This window comes from Pseudomonas sp. GW823-FHT02C05 (assembly GCF_058797595.1).
In genome coordinates, this window is the sequence record NZ_JBXAJU010000002.1 from 497574 (window position 1) to 512282 (window position 14709).

The following is a 14709-nucleotide window of genomic DNA, read 5'->3' on the forward strand; positions in this document are numbered from 1 at the left end:
GTGGCAGAACTCGTTTGAACAGGCCGGGCGCCGATGATAAGCGCCCGACCGGTTCCAGTGAAACCGAATCGCTGCTTAGTTGTGAGCGTGCAGCGCTTCGTTCAGCTCGATGGCCGACTTGTGGGTCTTGCACTCCACGGCGCCGGTTTCCGAGTTGCGACGGAACAGCAGGTCCGGCTGGCCGGCCAGTTCCCGGGCCTTGAGCACTTTGACCAGTTGGTTGTTCTCGTCCAGCAGCGCCACCTTGGTGCCGGCGGTCACGTACAGGCCCGACTCCACGGTATTGCGGTCGCCCAGCGGGATGCCGATACCGGCGTTGGCGCCGATCAGGCAACCTTCGCCGACCTTGATCACGATGTTGCCGCCACCCGACAGGGTGCCCATGGTGGAGCAACCGCCGCCCAGGTCCGACCCCTTGCCGACGAACACGCCTGCGGAAACCCGGCCTTCGATCATGCCCGGGCCTTCGGTGCCGGCGTTGAAGTTGACGAAGCCTTCGTGCATCACGGTGGTGCCTTCGCCGATGTAGGCGCCCAGGCGGATCCGCGCACTGTCAGCGATACGCACGCCGCTCGGCACCACGTAGTCGGTCATTTTCGGGAATTTGTCCACCGAGAACACTTCCAGCAGCTCGCCGCGCAGGCGGGCTTCCAGTTGACGCTCGGCCAGCTCGCCGAGGTCGATGGCGCCCTGGCTGGTCCAGGCCACGTTCGGCAGCAGCGGGAACACGCCGGCCAGGCTCAGGCCGTGCGGCTTGACCAGGCGGTGGGACAGCAGGTGCAGCTTGAGGTAGGCCTCTGGAGTGGAGGTCAGTTGGGCATCTTCGGCCAGCAGGGTCGCTACCAGCGGCTTGTGGCTTTCGGCCAGGCGGGTCAGCAGGGCGGCCTGGGTGGCGTCGATGCTTTTCAGTGCGTCGGCCATTTGCGCGGCCTGGGCGGTGGTGAACGTGATGGCCTGGTTGCCTTCGCTGTAGCCGAGGATCGGCGCTACGGCAGCGACGATTTCAGCTGCAGGCTGGAGCAGGGGCGATGCGTAAAACACTTCCAGCCAAGCGCCTTGACGGTTCTGGGTGCCGACACCGAATGCCAGGCTGAACAGGGTAGTGGACATGCAGTTACCTCTTGCGAAATTGATTGAGCAGGCTTACTTGAGCGCCGCTGCGTAAAGCTCTGGCTTGAAGCCAATCAGGGTCTTGTCTCCGAGATCGAGCACCGGGCGCTTGATCATCGAAGGTTGCGCGAGCATCAGTTCAACGGCTTTCGCCTGGTCGAGATCGGCTTTGCTTTCGTCATCGAGTTTGCGAAAGGTCGTGCCCGCGCGGTTCAACACCACCTGCCAGCCGTGCTCGTCGCACCACTGATTCAGGTGCTCACGGTCAATGCCGGAGGTTTTGTAATCATGGAAGTCATAGCTGACAGCGTGTTCATCGAGCCAGGTGCGCGCCTTTTTCATGGTGTCACAGGCTTTGATGCCGAAAAGGTGCAACGTTTTGCTTGAAGCGGTCAAGGAATTGCCCCCTTTGGAGATGCTGGAGATGAAAGGTCACGGATTATGCCACGACCGCGCCGATTCGGCGTCGGCTGCTGCGGGGCTTTGTCGCATTGTGTTTCCACGCCCGGGCGCCGTTGCGACTTTTGTGCAGCGGCGTAAACGCAGCTTAAGCGGCTAATATGGCACTTCTGCGGTGAATTCCTGCCGCCGTTGTGTGTCTGCTTTGAAGTTTCAGATCGGGAAGCCCGCTTTATGCAAACCGCCTATACCGTCCTCATCCTGCTGATGCTGGTGAGCCTCTCGCGTCTTGTCGGACGGGTGATTCCACTGCCGCTGCCCCTGGTGCAGATTGCCGCCGGCGCCTTGCTGGCCTGGCCGACCCTGGGGTTGCACGTGGCCCTGGACCCGGAGCTGTTTCTCTTCCTGTTCTTGCCGCCGCTGTTGTTTTCCGATGGCTGGCGCATGCCCAAGCGCGAATTCTGGCGCCTGCGCGGGCCGATCCTGACCCTGGCAGTAGGGCTGGTGCTGTTCACCGTGGTGGGCGCCGGCTACTTCATCCATTGGCTGCTGCCGAGCATTCCGTTGCCGGTGGCCTTTGCCCTGGCCGCCGTGCTTTCGCCCACCGACGCCGTGGCGGTATCGGCGATTTCCCAGAACCGCTTGCCCACGCCCCTGATGCACATGCTCCAGGGGGAGGCGCTGATGAATGACGCCTCGGGCCTGGTGACCTTCAAGTTCGCCTTGGCAGCGGCGGTGACCGGGGTGTTCTCCCTGGCCAACGCCAGCCTGACCTTCGTCCTGGTGGCGGTGGGCGGCCTGGCGGTCGGGGTGGCACTGAGCTGGCTGGTGGGGCGCCTGCGGGCCTGGATGATCGCCCGAGGCTGGGATGACCCGGCGACCCACGTGGTGTTCATGCTGCTTTTGCCGTTCGCCGCCTATGTGCTGGCCGAGCGCCTTGGGGCCTCGGGCATTCTCTCGGCGGTGGCGGCGGGGATGATGCAGAGCTGGCTCGACCTGCTGCCGCGCCAGACCAGCACCCGGCTGCTCAATCGCAGCGTCTGGTCACTGCTGGAGTTCGCCTTCAACGGCCTGATCTTCCTGCTCCTGGGGTTGCAGCTGCCGGACATCATCAAGGCCGTGGTCAGTCACGAGACCTCGCTGTGGCCGACCCTGTTCTACCGTTGCCTGGATGTGGTGGCGATTTTCCTGGTGCTGCTGGTGTTGCGTTTCATCTGGGTGCAGAGCATCTGGCGCCTGTCCGGCCTGCTGCGGCGCTGGCGCGGCAAGGGCGAATTGACCCTGGTACCGACCGCCCGTTCCTGCTGGTTGCTGACCGTGGGTGGAGTGCGCGGGGCGGTAACCCTGGCCGGTGTGATGTCGGTACCGTTGTTTCTCGGTGCCGGCGAAGCCTTTCCGGAGCGCGACCTGCTGATCTTCATCGCTGCCGGGGTGATCCTGCTGTCCCTGGTGGCGGCCTGCATTGCCCTGCCGCTGCTGCTGCGCGGCATTGTGAAGAGCCCTGACGACAAGCGCCGTGGGGAAGTGCGGGATGCCTGGCGCAAGACTGCCGAAGCGGCGATCCATGCCCTGGAAGCCGAAGAAGTGGCTGACACCGGTGAGACCCCGGATGCTGCCCAGGCGGCCCTGGCCACCGAACTCAAGGGGCGCTTGATGGCCGAGTACCGGCATCAGTTGGAGGTCTACAACGATTCCGCCGAGGCCCAGGCCCTGGCGTTCCAGATGGACTTGCTGGAGCGGCGCCTGCGGATCAAGGCCCTGCGTGCGCAACGGCTGGAGCTGTATCGGCTGAGCCGCCAGCATCAGATTGGCGACGATGTGCTACGCGAAGTACTGGCCGACTTGGATATGAGCGAGGCCAATCTGGGGCAGGTGAAGTGAGGCGTTCGCCGGCAGTCGGCTCCTGCTGTGGGAGCCGGCTTGCCGGCTAAAGACCTCAAGCGCGACGCAGCACGAAATCGCGAATCCGTTCCGCGGCTTCCACGCATTCCGCCAGCGGCGCTACCAGCGCCATGCGTACCCGGCCGGCGCCCGGGTTGGTGCCGTCCACATCCCGCGACAGGTAGGAGCCCGGAACCACGGTCACATGCTCCTGTTCGAACAGGTCGCGGCAGAAGGCTGCGTCATCCCCGGCCACGTTCGGCCACAGGTAGAAGCTGCCGTCCGGGCGCTGCACATCCATCACGGGCGCAAGGATCGCCAGCACCGCGTCGAATTTCTCCCGGTACAAGGCGCGGTTGGCGCGCACGTGCACTTCGTCGTTCCAGGCGGCGACGCTGGCCAGTTGGGTCTGCACCGGCATGGCGCAGCCGTGGTAGGTGCGGTACAGCAGGAAGCCCTTGAGAATCTCGGCATCACCGGCGACGAAGCCCGAGCGCAGGCCCGGCAGGTTGGAGCGCTTGGACAGGCTGTGGAACACCACGCAGCGCTTGAAGTCCTTGCGGCCCAGTTCGACGCAGGCGCTGAGCAGGCCCGGGGGCGGTGTCTGTTCGTCGAAGTACAGCTCGCTGTAGCACTCGTCGGCGGCGATCACGAAGTCGTGCTCGTCGGCCAGCGCGATCAGCTTCTTCAGGGTGTCCAGCGGGATCAGCGCGCCGGTGGGGTTGCCCGGCGAGCACAGGAAGAGGATCTGGCAGCGCTGCCAGATCTCCGCCGGCACGGCGTCGAAGTCCGGGTTGAAGCCGTTTTCGTCGAGGCACGGCAGGTAGTGCGGCTTGGCCCCGGCGAGGAAGGCCGCGCCTTCGTAGATCTGATAGAAGGGGTTGGGGCTGACCACCAGGGCATCTTCGCCGCGGTTGACCACGGTCTGGGTGAAGGCGAACAGCGCTTCGCGGGTGCCGTTGACCGGCAGTACATTGCGCGCCGGGTCGAGCCAGAGCGCGGGCATGCCAAAGCGCCGTTCGCACCAGCCGGCGATGGCTTCGCGCAGGGCCGGGATGCCCAGGGTGGTGGGGTAGACCGCCATCTGATCGAGGTTGCTGGCCAGGGCTTCGGCGACAAAGCTTGGCGAGCGGTGCTTGGGTTCGCCGATGGACAGGGCGATGGCGCGCTTGTCCGGGTTGGGCGTCACGGTGCCGAGCAAGGCGCGCAGCTTTTCGAACGGGTAGGGCTGCAACTGGTTCAGAGCGTTGTTCATGGAGGCGGTATCTCACTCAAAGCGGTAGTTCGGACCCGTCAGATGCTCAGGCGGGTCATTTCGATAGTCGGTTCGTGGCTGACGCTCAACTGCTCGACGATCGCATCCTGCAAGCGGCTGCACAGCTGGGGGTCGGACAGGGGCTGGTTGTGCGCATCGGTGATGAAGAACACGTCTTCCACGCGCTCGCCCAGGGTGGCGATCTTGGCGTTCTGCAGCGACAGGTCGAACTCCAGGAAGATCTTGCCGATCCGCGCCAGCAAACCCGGGCGATCCGGGGCGCTGAGTTCCAGCACGGTCACCGGGCGTTGGGCGTCGTTGTGGATAGTCACCTCGGGGGCGAAGGCAAAATGCTTGAGCTGGCGCGGCACCCGGCGCTGGATGATGGTCGGGTAGTCGTCGGGGTTGCGCAGGGCGTCGGTCAGGCCCTTGCGGATCTGCTCGACTCGCTGCGGGTTGTTGCCGATGGATTCGCCGTCGTTGTCCAGGACGATGTAGGTGTCGAGGGTGAACTGGCTGCTGGAGGTGATGATGCGCGCGTCATGGATGTTCAGGTTGAGCTGGTCCATGGCGGCCACGGTCACCGCGAAGAAGTCGTGCTGGTCCGGGGCGTAGATGAAGATCTGGGTGCCGCCCTCGAACTCGCGCTGGGTGATTTCCTTGATCAGCACCAGCGGCCCGCCATCGGCCGGCTGCTGGAGGATCGCGTCGCTGTGCCAGGCCACGTCGCCGGCGGTGTGGCGCAGGAAGTAGTCGTCCCCCAGTTGGGACCAGAGTTGTTCCACTTCGTCCGGGTCGGTGCCGTTGCGCACCAGGATGTCCAGGGCGGCGCTCTGGGTCTGGCGGATCTGCTCTTCGCGGTCCACCGGGTTTTCCAGGCCGCGGCGCAGGGCTCGCTTGGTTTCGGTGTAGAGCTGGCGCAACAGGCTGGCGCGCCAGGAGTTCCACAGCGTCGGGTTGGTGGCGTAGATATCGGCGACGGTCAGTACGTAGAGGTAGTCGAGGCGGGTCTGGTCGACCACGATCTGTGCGAAATCGTGAATCACCTGCGGGTCGGACAGGTCCTTGCGCTGAGCCGTGGTGGACATCACCAGGTGGTTCTGCACCAGCCAGACGATCAGCCGGGTATCCCACTGCGGCAACTGGTGGCGCACGCAGAAGGCTTCGGCATCCACGGCGCCGATTTCCGAGTGGTCGCCATGACGGCCCTTGCCGATGTCGTGGTACAAACCGGCCAGGTAGATCAGCTCGGGCTTGGGCAGCTTGCCCATGAGCTTGCTGGCCAGCGGGAATTTCTCGGAGATCGGCGTGTACTGCATTTTGCGCAGGTGCTTGATCAGGTTCAGCGTGTGGGCGTCCACGGTATAGATGTGGAACAGGTCGTGCTGCATCTGCCCGACGATGAAGCCGAACTCCGGCAGGTAGCGTCCGAGAATGCCGTAGCGGTTCATCCGCCGCAGGTTGCGGTGGATGCCGATTTCGCACTTGAACAGCTCGATGAACAGGCTGGTGTTGCGGATATCGTGGCGGAAGTCGTCATCGATCAGGTGCCGGTGTTCGCGCAGCAGGCGGATGGTGTCGGCGCGCACGCCCTTGATTTCCGGGTGCTGGGCCATCAGCACGAAGATCTCCAGCATGGCGAACGGCGTGCGCTTGAATACGTTGTCGTTGATCGCCTCGATGTAGCCGTCGTGCAGTTGGAAACGCGCATTGATCGGCTGTGGCGGTGCTTCGTCCTCGGGGGCGAGGATCACCTCCTCGAAGTGCTGGATGATCAGGTCACTCAACTGGGCGATGCTCATCACCACCCGGTAGTACTGCTGCATGAAGCTTTCGATGCTCTGTTTCGCATCTTCGCCCTCGAAGCCCAGCAGGGTGGCGATGGAGCGCTGGTGGTCGAGCAACAGGCGGTCCTCGGCGCGCCCCGCGAGCATGTGCAGCGCGTAGCGGACCTTCCACAGGAACTCCTGGGACGAGGCCAGGAGCGCGTTTTCGCTTTCCACCAGGAAGCCTTCGCCGGCCAGGGCCCGCAGGTTCAGGGTGCCGTACTGGCGGCGCGCGACCCAGAGGATGGTCTGGATGTCCCGCAACCCACCCGGCGAGCCTTTGACGTTGGGCTCCAGGTTGTATTCGGTGTCGTTGTACTTGTGATGGCGGGCCTTCTGCTCGGCCCGCTTGGCCAGGAAGAAATCCTTGCTCGGCCACATGTGCTCGGTGCTGGTCACTTGCAGCATGCGCTGGCGCAGGTGCTCGGGGCCGGCAATGGTGCGGCTTTCCATCAGGTTGGTGATCACCGTCAGGTCGGCCCGCGCCTGTTCGGCGCATTCGTCCACCGAGCGCACGCTTTGCCCGACTTCCAGGCCAATGTCCCAGAGCAGGGTAAGAAAGCGTTCGATGGAGTCGCGGAAAATTTCGTGGTCGGCGCTGTCCAGGAGGATCAGCAGGTCGATGTCGGAATAGGGGTGCAGCTCGCCGCGACCGTAGCCGCCGACCGCCACCAGGGCGATGTCGGCGTCTTCGCTCCAGCTGAACTGGTCCCAGGCCTTTTGCAGGATGTTATCGATGAACCAGGCGCGGTCTTCGATCAGCCGGCGGATCTCCCGCCCACTGCGAAAGCGCGTATCCAGCACTTCCCGTGCCTGGCGGATGGCCTTCTTGAAGGCGGCGATAGGGCTGGCCTTCAGGGCCAGTTCCGCCTGGAACTGGCCGCGGTCGAAGAGTTCGGGGTCCACCTGCGGCATCGATTGGCTTTCCTTTCTATCTATAAGGTCGGGACGCAGCGTTGTGGATCAGGCAGATACCCGGGCGATGGTGTCATCGCTGCGCAGGGTGAAGATCTCGTAGCCGGTCTCGGTCACCAGCAGGGTGTGTTCCCACTGCGCGGAGAGCTTGCGGTCCTTGGTGATGGCGGTCCAGCCGTCGCCCAGGACCTTGGTGTCGGCCTTGCCCTGGTTGATCATCGGCTCGATGGTGAAGGTCATGCCGGCCTTGAGTTCCATGCCGGTACCGGCACGGCCGTAGTGCAGGATCTGCGGCTCTTCGTGGAACACCTTGCCGATGCCGTGGCCGCAGAACTCGCGAACCACCGAGAAACCGTTCTTTTCCGCGTGCTTCTGGATCACTTCGCCGATGTCGCCCAGGCGGCAGCCCGGTTTCACCAGTTCAATGGCCTTGTACATGCATTCCTGGGTGATCTGCGACAGGCGCTCGGCCCAGACCGGCACGGTGCCGACGTGGAACATGCGGCTGGTGTCGCCGTGGTAGCCGTCCTTGATGACGGTCACATCGATGTTCAGGGTGTCGCCATCCTTCAGCGGCTTCTCGTTGGGAATGCCGTGGCACACCACGTGGTTGATCGAGGTGCAGATGGATTTGGGGAAGCCCTTGTAGTTCAGCGGGGCAGGGATCGCACCCTGCACATTGACGATGTAGTCATGGCAGATGCGGTCCAGTTCTTCGGTGGTGACACCGGGTTTGACATGCTCGGCAATCATTTCCAGCACGTCGGCGGCCAGTTTGCCGGCGACACGCATTTTGGCGATGTCCTCGGGAGTTTTGAGGGTGACGGTCATACAGGCTCTCTTGACGCCCAGGGGCGCGATAAACACGGAAATGGCTCGAAAACCCGCATGCGCAAGGCTTGGCCTACGATGGGCCAGCAAGGTTTTCAAAAGCCGCAAAGGTGCGATTCTAACAGAGGCTCAGCGCAAATCTGAGGTTCTGCTGGCGCTTCTCTCTATACAATGGTGCATTCTGGACCGATTCCAAGAGGCGGGCAAAATGCCTGCGGATCGCCGAGTGTGAATCCGGGTTCCGTTTTTGCCCTTGCTGTGGTATAAAATGCGCCGCTTTCCGGGGATGCCCCGAAAAGCTCAAACCCACACACGTGTCGACACGATGACCTGGGTGCCCTCAGCACAAGCTGTTGGTTGGTCATTGGGATACGTGGAGGCCTAACCCGACTTAATTAAGGAACTATCATGTCCCAAGTCAACATGCGCGATATGCTGAAGGCCGGTGTGCACTTCGGTCACCAAACCCGTTACTGGAATCCGAAAATGGGCAAGTACATTTTCGGCGCGCGCAACAAGATCCACATCATCAACCTTGAAAAAACCCTGCCAATGTTCAACGAAGCTCTGACTTTCGTAGAGCGTCTGGCCCAGGGCAAAAACAAGATTCTGTTCGTCGGCACCAAGCGTTCCGCTGGCAAGATCGTTGCTGAAGAAGCAGCACGTTGCGGTTCGCCGTACGTCGATCACCGCTGGTTGGGCGGCATGCTGACCAACTACAAAACCATCCGTGCTTCCATCAAGCGTCTGCGTGACCTTGAAGTGCAAGCAGAAGACGGCACCTTCGCCAAGCTGACCAAGAAAGAGGCGCTGATGCGCACTCGCGATCTGGAAAAGCTGGATCGTTCCCTGGGTGGTATCAAGGACATGGGCGGCCTGCCTGACGCACTGTTCGTGATCGACGTTGACCACGAGCGCATCGCGATCACCGAAGCCAACAAGCTGGGCATCCCGGTCATCGGCGTTGTCGATACCAACAGCAGCCCGGAAGGCGTTGACTACATCATCCCAGGCAACGATGACGCCATTCGCGCCATCCAGCTGTACATGGGTTCGATGGCTGACGCTGTGATCCGTGGTCGCAACAACGTTGCTGGCGGCACCGAAGTGTTCGAAGAAGCTGCAGCACCGGCGGCTGAAGCCTGAGTAACTGACGCGTAGCGTTGACTCAGCACGCAAAAAGGGGGCTTGGCCCCCTTTTTGCCAACTCGAAAATCATTTCGTCGTCGCGCCCCAACAGTTTCTGTAATGCGGGGCTGTTATGAAGTGGTTTCGGGGCAATGCCCAAGAATTGAGCGCCCGTTCGATCGGGTGGAATGGTTGAAAACCTATCCAAGAGGATTTTGAAAATGGCAGAGATTACTGCAGCGTTGGTCAAAGAACTGCGCGAGCGTACCGGCGAAGGCATGATGGATTGCAAAAAGGCCTTGACCAAGGCCGGCGGCGACATCGAAAAAGCCATTGATGACATGCGTGCTTCCGGCGCCATCAAGGCTGCCAAGAAAGCAGGCAACGTTGCTGCTGAAGGCGCTATCGCCATCAAGGACGACGGTAAAGCCGCTGTCCTGCTGGAAGTCAACTCGCAGACCGACTTCCTGGCTCTGCAGGACGATTTCAAGGCATTCGTTGCCGCTAGCGTGGAAAAGGCTTTCGCTGACAAGCTGACTGACGCCGCTCCGCTGATCGAAGCTCAAGAAGCTGCGCGCCTGATCCTGGTTGGCAAGACTGGCGAGAACGTCAACATCCGTCGTCTGGCTCGCGTTGAAGGCGACGTGGTCGGCACCTACCTGCACGGCAACAAGATCGGTGTTGCGGTTGTTCTGAAAGGCGGTTCCGTTGAACTGGCCAAAGACATCGCCATGCACGTAGCGGCCAGCAACCCTGAGTTCCTGCTGCCATCGCAAGTTTCGGCTGAAGCGATCGAGCGTGAAAAGGCTGTGTTCCTGCAGCTGAACGAAGACAAGATGAAAGGCAAGCCAGCCGAAATCGTTGAAAAAATGATCGCTGGTCGTATCAGCAAGTTCCTGGCCGAAGCCAGCCTGGTTGAGCAAGCTTTCGTCAAGGATCCAGAAATCACCGTAGGTGCTCTGGCCAAGAAAGGCGGCGCTGAAATCGTTTCCTTCACCCGTTTCGCGGTAGGTGAAGGCATCGAGAAGAAAGAAGACAACTTCGCCGAAGAAGTTGCTGCACAACTGGCTGCTGCCAAGCAACAGTAAGACGGTTTTTTCAACTGTCGCCCAGAAGAGGCTGCCCGCTCACGCGCGCAGCCTCTTTTCAAATGGGCAGGGTAATTTAGTTGTTTATCCTCGGAACCGCCTTACAAAGTCGTGTTCTGATGGCGCTGTGACAGCGTCAAGCTAGAGTGAACGCAGGCTGTAAACAGCCCGCAAAGAATTTTTTAAATACGCCGCAGGAGAGATTCGCAATGGCTCAGCAGGGCAGTGGTTATCAAGCTCGCTATAAACGCATTCTACTCAAGCTTAGCGGCGAGGCCCTGATGGGCTCGGAAGAGTTCGGGATCGATCCCAAGGTGCTGGATCGCATGGCGCTGGAAGTCGGCCAGCTGGTTGGTATCGGCGTCCAGGTAGGCTTGGTGATCGGTGGTGGCAACCTGTTCCGCGGCGCTGCATTGAGCGCGGCCGGGATGGATCGGGTCACGGGCGACCACATGGGCATGCTGGCCACTGTGATGAACGCCCTGGCCATGCGTGATGCACTGGAACGTGCGAATATCTCGGCCATCGTGATGTCGGCTATTTCCATGGTCGGCGTGACCGATCACTATGACCGTCGCAAGGCGATGCGCCACCTGAACTCCAAAGAGGTGGTGATCTTCGCGGCCGGTACCGGCAACCCGTTCTTCACCACCGACTCCGCAGCCTGCCTGCGCGCTATCGAGATCGATGCCGACGTGGTGCTCAAGGCAACCAAGGTCGATGGTGTTTACACTGCAGACCCGTTCAAGGACCCGCATGCCGAGAAGTTCGATCATCTGACTTACGATGAAGTGCTGGATCGCAAGCTGGGAGTGATGGACCTGACGGCAATCTGCCTGTGCCGCGACCACAAGATGCCGCTGCGGGTATTTAACATGAACAAGCCCGGCGCCCTGCTGAATATCGTGCATGGTGGCGCTGAAGGAACCCTGATCGAGGAAGGCGAGCAATGATCAACGAAATCAAGAAAGACGCTCAAGAGCGCATGAAGAAATCCCTGGAGTCCCTGGCCCATGCATTCGGCCAGATTCGCACCGGCAAGGCTCACCCCAGCATCCTGGGCAGTGTGATGGTGCCTTACTACGGTACCGACACACCGTTGAGTGGCGTTGCCAACGTTACCGTGAAGGACTCCCAGACCCTGCAGGTAGTGCCGTTCGAGCGCAATATGCTCGGAGCCATCGACAAGGCCATCGGCAGTGCCGGTCTTAACCTCAATCCGACCAACCTGGGTGAGCTGCTGCTGATCAAGATGGCACCGCTGACCGAGGAAACCCGCAAGGGCTTCACCAAGCAGGCGCGTGCTGCCGCCGAGGATGCGCGGGTTGCAGTGCGCAATATTCGCCGCGATGCCCTGGGTGAGTTGAAGAAGCTGACCAAGGACAAGGAAATCAGCGAAGACGAAGAGCGCCGTGGCAGCGCCGAAATCGATAAGCTGATCAAGGACTTTGAAGCTCAGATCGCCAAGGCGACTGAGGAAAAAGAAAAGGACTTGATGGCCGTATAAGGGTCAGGCGTTTTCATGGAAAAGACCAAGCAGTCTGTGTTGTCCTCGGTGCCGCGCCATGTGGCGATCATCATGGACGGTAATAACCGCTGGGCAAAAAAACGCTTTATGCCGGGTGTCGCCGGGCATAAGGCGGGTGTCGATGCGGTACGTGCAGTGATCGAAGTGTGCGCTGAGGCCAAGGTCGAGGTGCTGACCCTGTTTGCCTTTTCCAGTGAAAACTGGCAGCGCCCGGCTGACGAAGTCAGTGCCTTGATGGATCTGTTCTTCAAGGCCCTGCGTCGTGAAGCCAAGCGCCTCAACGAGAACAACATCAGCCTGCGGATCATTGGCGATCGTTCACGCTTCCATCCCGAGTTGCAGGCGGCGATGCGCGAAGCGGAGGCCATTACCGCGGGTAGTGATCGTTTCATCCTGCAGATCGCCGCCAACTATGGCGGCCAGTGGGATATCGCTCAGGCCGCCCAACGCCTGGCGCGCGAGGTCCAGGCCGGGCATCTGCGGCCCGAGGACATCACTCCGGGCCTGCTGCAGACCTGCCTGGCGACCGGCGACCTGCCGCTGCCGGACCTGTGCATCCGGACCGGTGGCGAGCATCGCATCAGCAATTTCCTGTTGTGGCAGCTGGCCTATGCCGAGCTGTATTTCTCCGACCTGTTCTGGCCGGACTTCAAACACGAAGCCATGCGTAACGCATTGGCCGATTACGCATCTCGCCAGCGGCGCTTCGGTAAGACGAGCGAGCAGGTCGAGGCTGGAGCCCGGGTTTAATGCTTAAACAACGAATCATTACTGCGCTGATCCTGCTGCCGATCGCCTTGTGCGGGTTCTTCCTGCTCGAAGGCTCGGGGTTCGCCCTGTTCATCGGCCTGGTAGTAAGCCTCGGTGCTTGGGAATGGGCGCGCCTGGCGGGCTTCGAGGCGCAGCCGGCTCGGGTGGCCTTCGCCGTGGTGGTGGCGGCGCTGTTGTTCCTGATGCATCTGGTTCCGGGCGTTGCGCCCTGGGTGCTGGGGGCTGCGGTGCTGTGGTGGGCGCTGGCGACCTACCTGGTGCTGACCTATCCGCGTTCCAGCGAGCAATGGTCCGGTGCCGCACCCAAATTGTTGATCGGCCTGCTGATTCTGCTGCCGGCCTGGCAAGGGCTGGTGTTCATCAAGCAATTGCCACTGGGCAACTGGTTGATCATGGCGGTGATGGTGCTGGTGTGGGGCGCGGATATCGGTGCCTACTTCTCCGGCAAGGCCTTCGGCAAGCGCAAGCTGGCGCCCCAGGTCAGCCCGGGCAAGAGCTGGGAGGGCGTGTACGGCGGCCTGGCGTTGAGCCTGGTGATCACCGCGGTGGTGGGGCTGGTGCGTGACTGGACCCTGGGGCAGATGATCCTGGGGCTGCTGGGTGCAGCGATCGTTGTATTCATTTCGGTGGTCGGCGACCTGACCGAGAGCATGTTCAAGCGCCAGTCGGGTATCAAGGACAGTAGCAACCTGTTGCCCGGTCATGGTGGGGTGCTGGACCGCATCGACAGCCTGACCGCGGCCATTCCGGTGTTTGCCGTGCTGTTGTGGATGGCTGCGCTGTGACTGCTGTACAGCAGATCACGGTTCTGGGGGCTACCGGCTCTATCGGTCTGAGCACCCTGGATGTGATTGCCCGTCATCCGGATCGTTATCAAGTGTTTGCCCTGACGGGCTTCACGCGTCTGGCCGAGTTGCTGGCGTTGTGCGTAAAGCATGAGCCCCGTTTTGCGGTGGTGCCCGAGGCCGCGGCCGCCAGCCGCCTTCAGCAAGATTTGCGCGCCGCCGGCCTGGCTACCCAGGTGCTGGTGGGGGAGCAGGGGTTGTGCGAGGTGGCCTCGGCTCCGGAAGTCGATGCCGTGATGGCGGCGATTGTCGGGGCGGCGGGGCTGCGCCCGACTCTGGCGGCGGTTGAGGCCGGCAAGAAGATCCTGTTGGCCAACAAGGAAGCGCTGGTGATGTCTGGCGCGCTGTTCATGCAGGCAGTGGGCAAGAGTGGTTCCGTGCTGTTGCCTATCGACAGTGAACACAATGCGATCTTTCAATGCATGCCCGCGGATTTTTCCCGCGGGCTGAGTCGGGTCGGTGTGCGACGTATTCTTCTGACGGCTTCGGGCGGTCCTTTCCGTCAGACGCCTCTGGAAGAGCTTGAGCATGTTTCCCCCGAACAGGCCTGTGCCCATCCGAACTGGTCCATGGGGCGCAAGATCTCCGTGGACTCGGCAAGCATGATGAACAAGGGGCTGGAGCTGATCGAGGCCTGCTGGCTATTTGATGCCAGGCCTTCCCAGGTTGAAGTGGTGGTGCACCCGCAAAGCGTGATCCACTCGCTGGTGGATTACGTCGATGGCTCGGTCCTGGCGCAGTTGGGTAATCCGGATATGCGCACCCCGATCGCCAATGCCCTGGCCTGGCCGGAGCGCATTGATTCCGGTGTAGCGCCGCTGGATCTGTTCGCCATTGCTCGCCTGGATTTCCAGGCACCCGACGAGCAGCGGTTCCCTTGCCTGCGCCTGGCACGGCAAGCTGCCGAGGCGGGTAACAGCGCTCCGGCCATGCTGAATGCGGCCAATGAGGTGGCGGTATCGGCGTTTCTCGAGCGGCGCATCCGCTACCCGGAGATCGCGAGTATCATCGATGAGGTTTTAACCCGTGAGCCTGTGGTCGCAGTCAATGAACTCGACGCAGTGTTTGCGGCAGACGCCAGGGCTCGAGTCCTGGCGCAACAATGGTTGCAGCGTAACGGGCGATAGGATTC

At 61.7% G+C, this 14709-nt stretch carries 13 protein-coding genes; 8 read left to right on the forward strand and 5 right to left on the reverse strand.

The window, feature by feature from the left end:
• Positions 1-75 precede the first annotated feature (75 nt).
• Complete coding sequence (dapD, locus tag AC1RGE_RS13235) at positions 76-1110, reverse strand: 2,3,4,5-tetrahydropyridine-2,6-dicarboxylate N-succinyltransferase (RefSeq protein WP_011059518.1); 1035 nt, start codon at positions 1108-1110, stop codon at positions 76-78.
• Between the two features lie 33 nt (positions 1111-1143).
• Positions 1144-1506, reverse strand: coding sequence for an ArsC family reductase (locus tag AC1RGE_RS13240; RefSeq protein ID WP_492584435.1), 363 nt, complete (start codon positions 1504-1506; stop codon positions 1144-1146).
• Between the two features lie 237 nt (positions 1507-1743).
• On the opposite strand from AC1RGE_RS13240, the gene AC1RGE_RS13245 reads away from it, so the two are divergent.
• Positions 1744-3390, forward strand: a complete 1647-nt coding sequence (locus AC1RGE_RS13245) for a Na+/H+ antiporter (protein ID WP_015634329.1) — start codon at positions 1744-1746, stop codon at positions 3388-3390.
• A gap of 55 nt (positions 3391-3445) precedes the next feature.
• On the opposite strand, the gene dapC is transcribed toward AC1RGE_RS13245, so the two are convergent.
• The 3 genes from dapC to map are packed head-to-tail and all read right to left on the reverse strand — an operon-like array spanning position 3446 to position 8217.
• Positions 3446-4645: a succinyldiaminopimelate transaminase gene (gene dapC, locus AC1RGE_RS13250; protein WP_492584437.1), complete on the reverse strand. Its 1200-nt coding sequence runs from the start codon at positions 4643-4645 to the stop codon at positions 3446-3448.
• Positions 4646-4683: 38 nt separating this feature from the next.
• Positions 4684-7386 carry a [protein-PII] uridylyltransferase gene (locus AC1RGE_RS13255; RefSeq protein ID WP_011059522.1) on the reverse strand — a complete coding sequence of 901 codons (2703 nt, stop codon included), beginning with the start codon at positions 7384-7386 and terminating at the stop codon, positions 4684-4686.
• A gap of 48 nt (positions 7387-7434) precedes the next feature.
• Positions 7435-8217 carry a type I methionyl aminopeptidase gene (gene map / locus AC1RGE_RS13260; RefSeq protein ID WP_011059523.1) on the reverse strand — a complete coding sequence of 261 codons (783 nt, stop codon included), beginning with the start codon at positions 8215-8217 and terminating at the stop codon, positions 7435-7437.
• Between the two features lie 408 nt (positions 8218-8625).
• Between map and rpsB the strand changes: the two genes are divergently transcribed.
• The 7 genes from rpsB to ispC all read left to right on the forward strand — a co-directional run bounded on the left by rpsB (position 8626) and on the right by ispC (position 14704).
• Positions 8626-9363: a 30S ribosomal protein S2 gene (rpsB, locus tag AC1RGE_RS13265; protein WP_011059524.1), complete on the forward strand. Its 738-nt coding sequence runs from the start codon at positions 8626-8628 to the stop codon at positions 9361-9363.
• A 203-nt stretch (positions 9364-9566) separates the two neighbouring features.
• Entirely contained in the window at positions 9567-10433 is an 867-nt protein-coding gene (gene tsf / locus AC1RGE_RS13270; RefSeq protein WP_011059525.1) for a translation elongation factor Ts, read from the forward strand.
• 209 nt (positions 10434-10642) lie between these two features.
• Complete coding sequence (gene pyrH / locus AC1RGE_RS13275) at positions 10643-11386, forward strand: UMP kinase (protein ID WP_011059526.1); 744 nt, start codon at positions 10643-10645, stop codon at positions 11384-11386.
• Positions 11383-11940 (forward strand): ribosome recycling factor, encoded by a 558-nt coding sequence (frr, locus tag AC1RGE_RS13280; protein ID WP_011059527.1) that lies wholly within the window; start codon positions 11383-11385, stop codon positions 11938-11940. The genes pyrH and frr overlap by 4 nt, the downstream gene beginning before the upstream one ends.
• Before the next feature lie 15 nt (positions 11941-11955).
• Positions 11956-12711 (forward strand): polyprenyl diphosphate synthase, encoded by a 756-nt coding sequence (uppS, locus tag AC1RGE_RS13285; RefSeq protein WP_011059528.1) that lies wholly within the window; start codon positions 11956-11958, stop codon positions 12709-12711.
• Positions 12711-13517, forward strand: coding sequence for a phosphatidate cytidylyltransferase (locus AC1RGE_RS13290; protein ID WP_011059529.1), 807 nt, complete (start codon positions 12711-12713; stop codon positions 13515-13517). Before uppS ends, AC1RGE_RS13290 begins: the two co-directional genes overlap by 1 nt.
• Complete coding sequence (ispC, locus tag AC1RGE_RS13295; protein ID WP_053149254.1) at positions 13514-14704, forward strand: 1-deoxy-D-xylulose-5-phosphate reductoisomerase; 1191 nt, start codon at positions 13514-13516, stop codon at positions 14702-14704. Before AC1RGE_RS13290 ends, ispC begins: the two co-directional genes overlap by 4 nt.
• Positions 14705-14709: the final 5 nt, after the last annotated feature.

Coding starts and splice junctions, on each gene's coding strand:
- dapD (WP_011059518.1), bottom strand. CDS start 1,110: ATGTCCACTACCCTGTTCAGCCTGGCATTCGGTGTCGGCACCCAGAAC.
- AC1RGE_RS13245 (WP_015634329.1), top strand. CDS start 1,744: ATGCAAACCGCCTATACCGTCCTCATCCTGCTGATGCTGGTGAGCCTC.
- dapC (WP_492584437.1), bottom strand. CDS start 4,645: ATGAACAACGCTCTGAACCAGTTGCAGCCCTACCCGTTCGAAAAGCTG.
- AC1RGE_RS13255 (WP_011059522.1), bottom strand. CDS start 7,386: ATGCCGCAGGTGGACCCCGAACTCTTCGACCGCGGCCAGTTCCAGGCG.
- map (WP_011059523.1), bottom strand. CDS start 8,217: ATGACCGTCACCCTCAAAACTCCCGAGGACATCGCCAAAATGCGTGTC.
- rpsB (WP_011059524.1), top strand. CDS start 8,626: ATGTCCCAAGTCAACATGCGCGATATGCTGAAGGCCGGTGTGCACTTC.
- tsf (WP_011059525.1), top strand. CDS start 9,567: ATGGCAGAGATTACTGCAGCGTTGGTCAAAGAACTGCGCGAGCGTACC.
- pyrH (WP_011059526.1), top strand. CDS start 10,643: ATGGCTCAGCAGGGCAGTGGTTATCAAGCTCGCTATAAACGCATTCTA.
- frr (WP_011059527.1), top strand. CDS start 11,383: ATGATCAACGAAATCAAGAAAGACGCTCAAGAGCGCATGAAGAAATCC.
- uppS (WP_011059528.1), top strand. CDS start 11,956: ATGGAAAAGACCAAGCAGTCTGTGTTGTCCTCGGTGCCGCGCCATGTG.
- AC1RGE_RS13290 (WP_011059529.1), top strand. CDS start 12,711: ATGCTTAAACAACGAATCATTACTGCGCTGATCCTGCTGCCGATCGCC.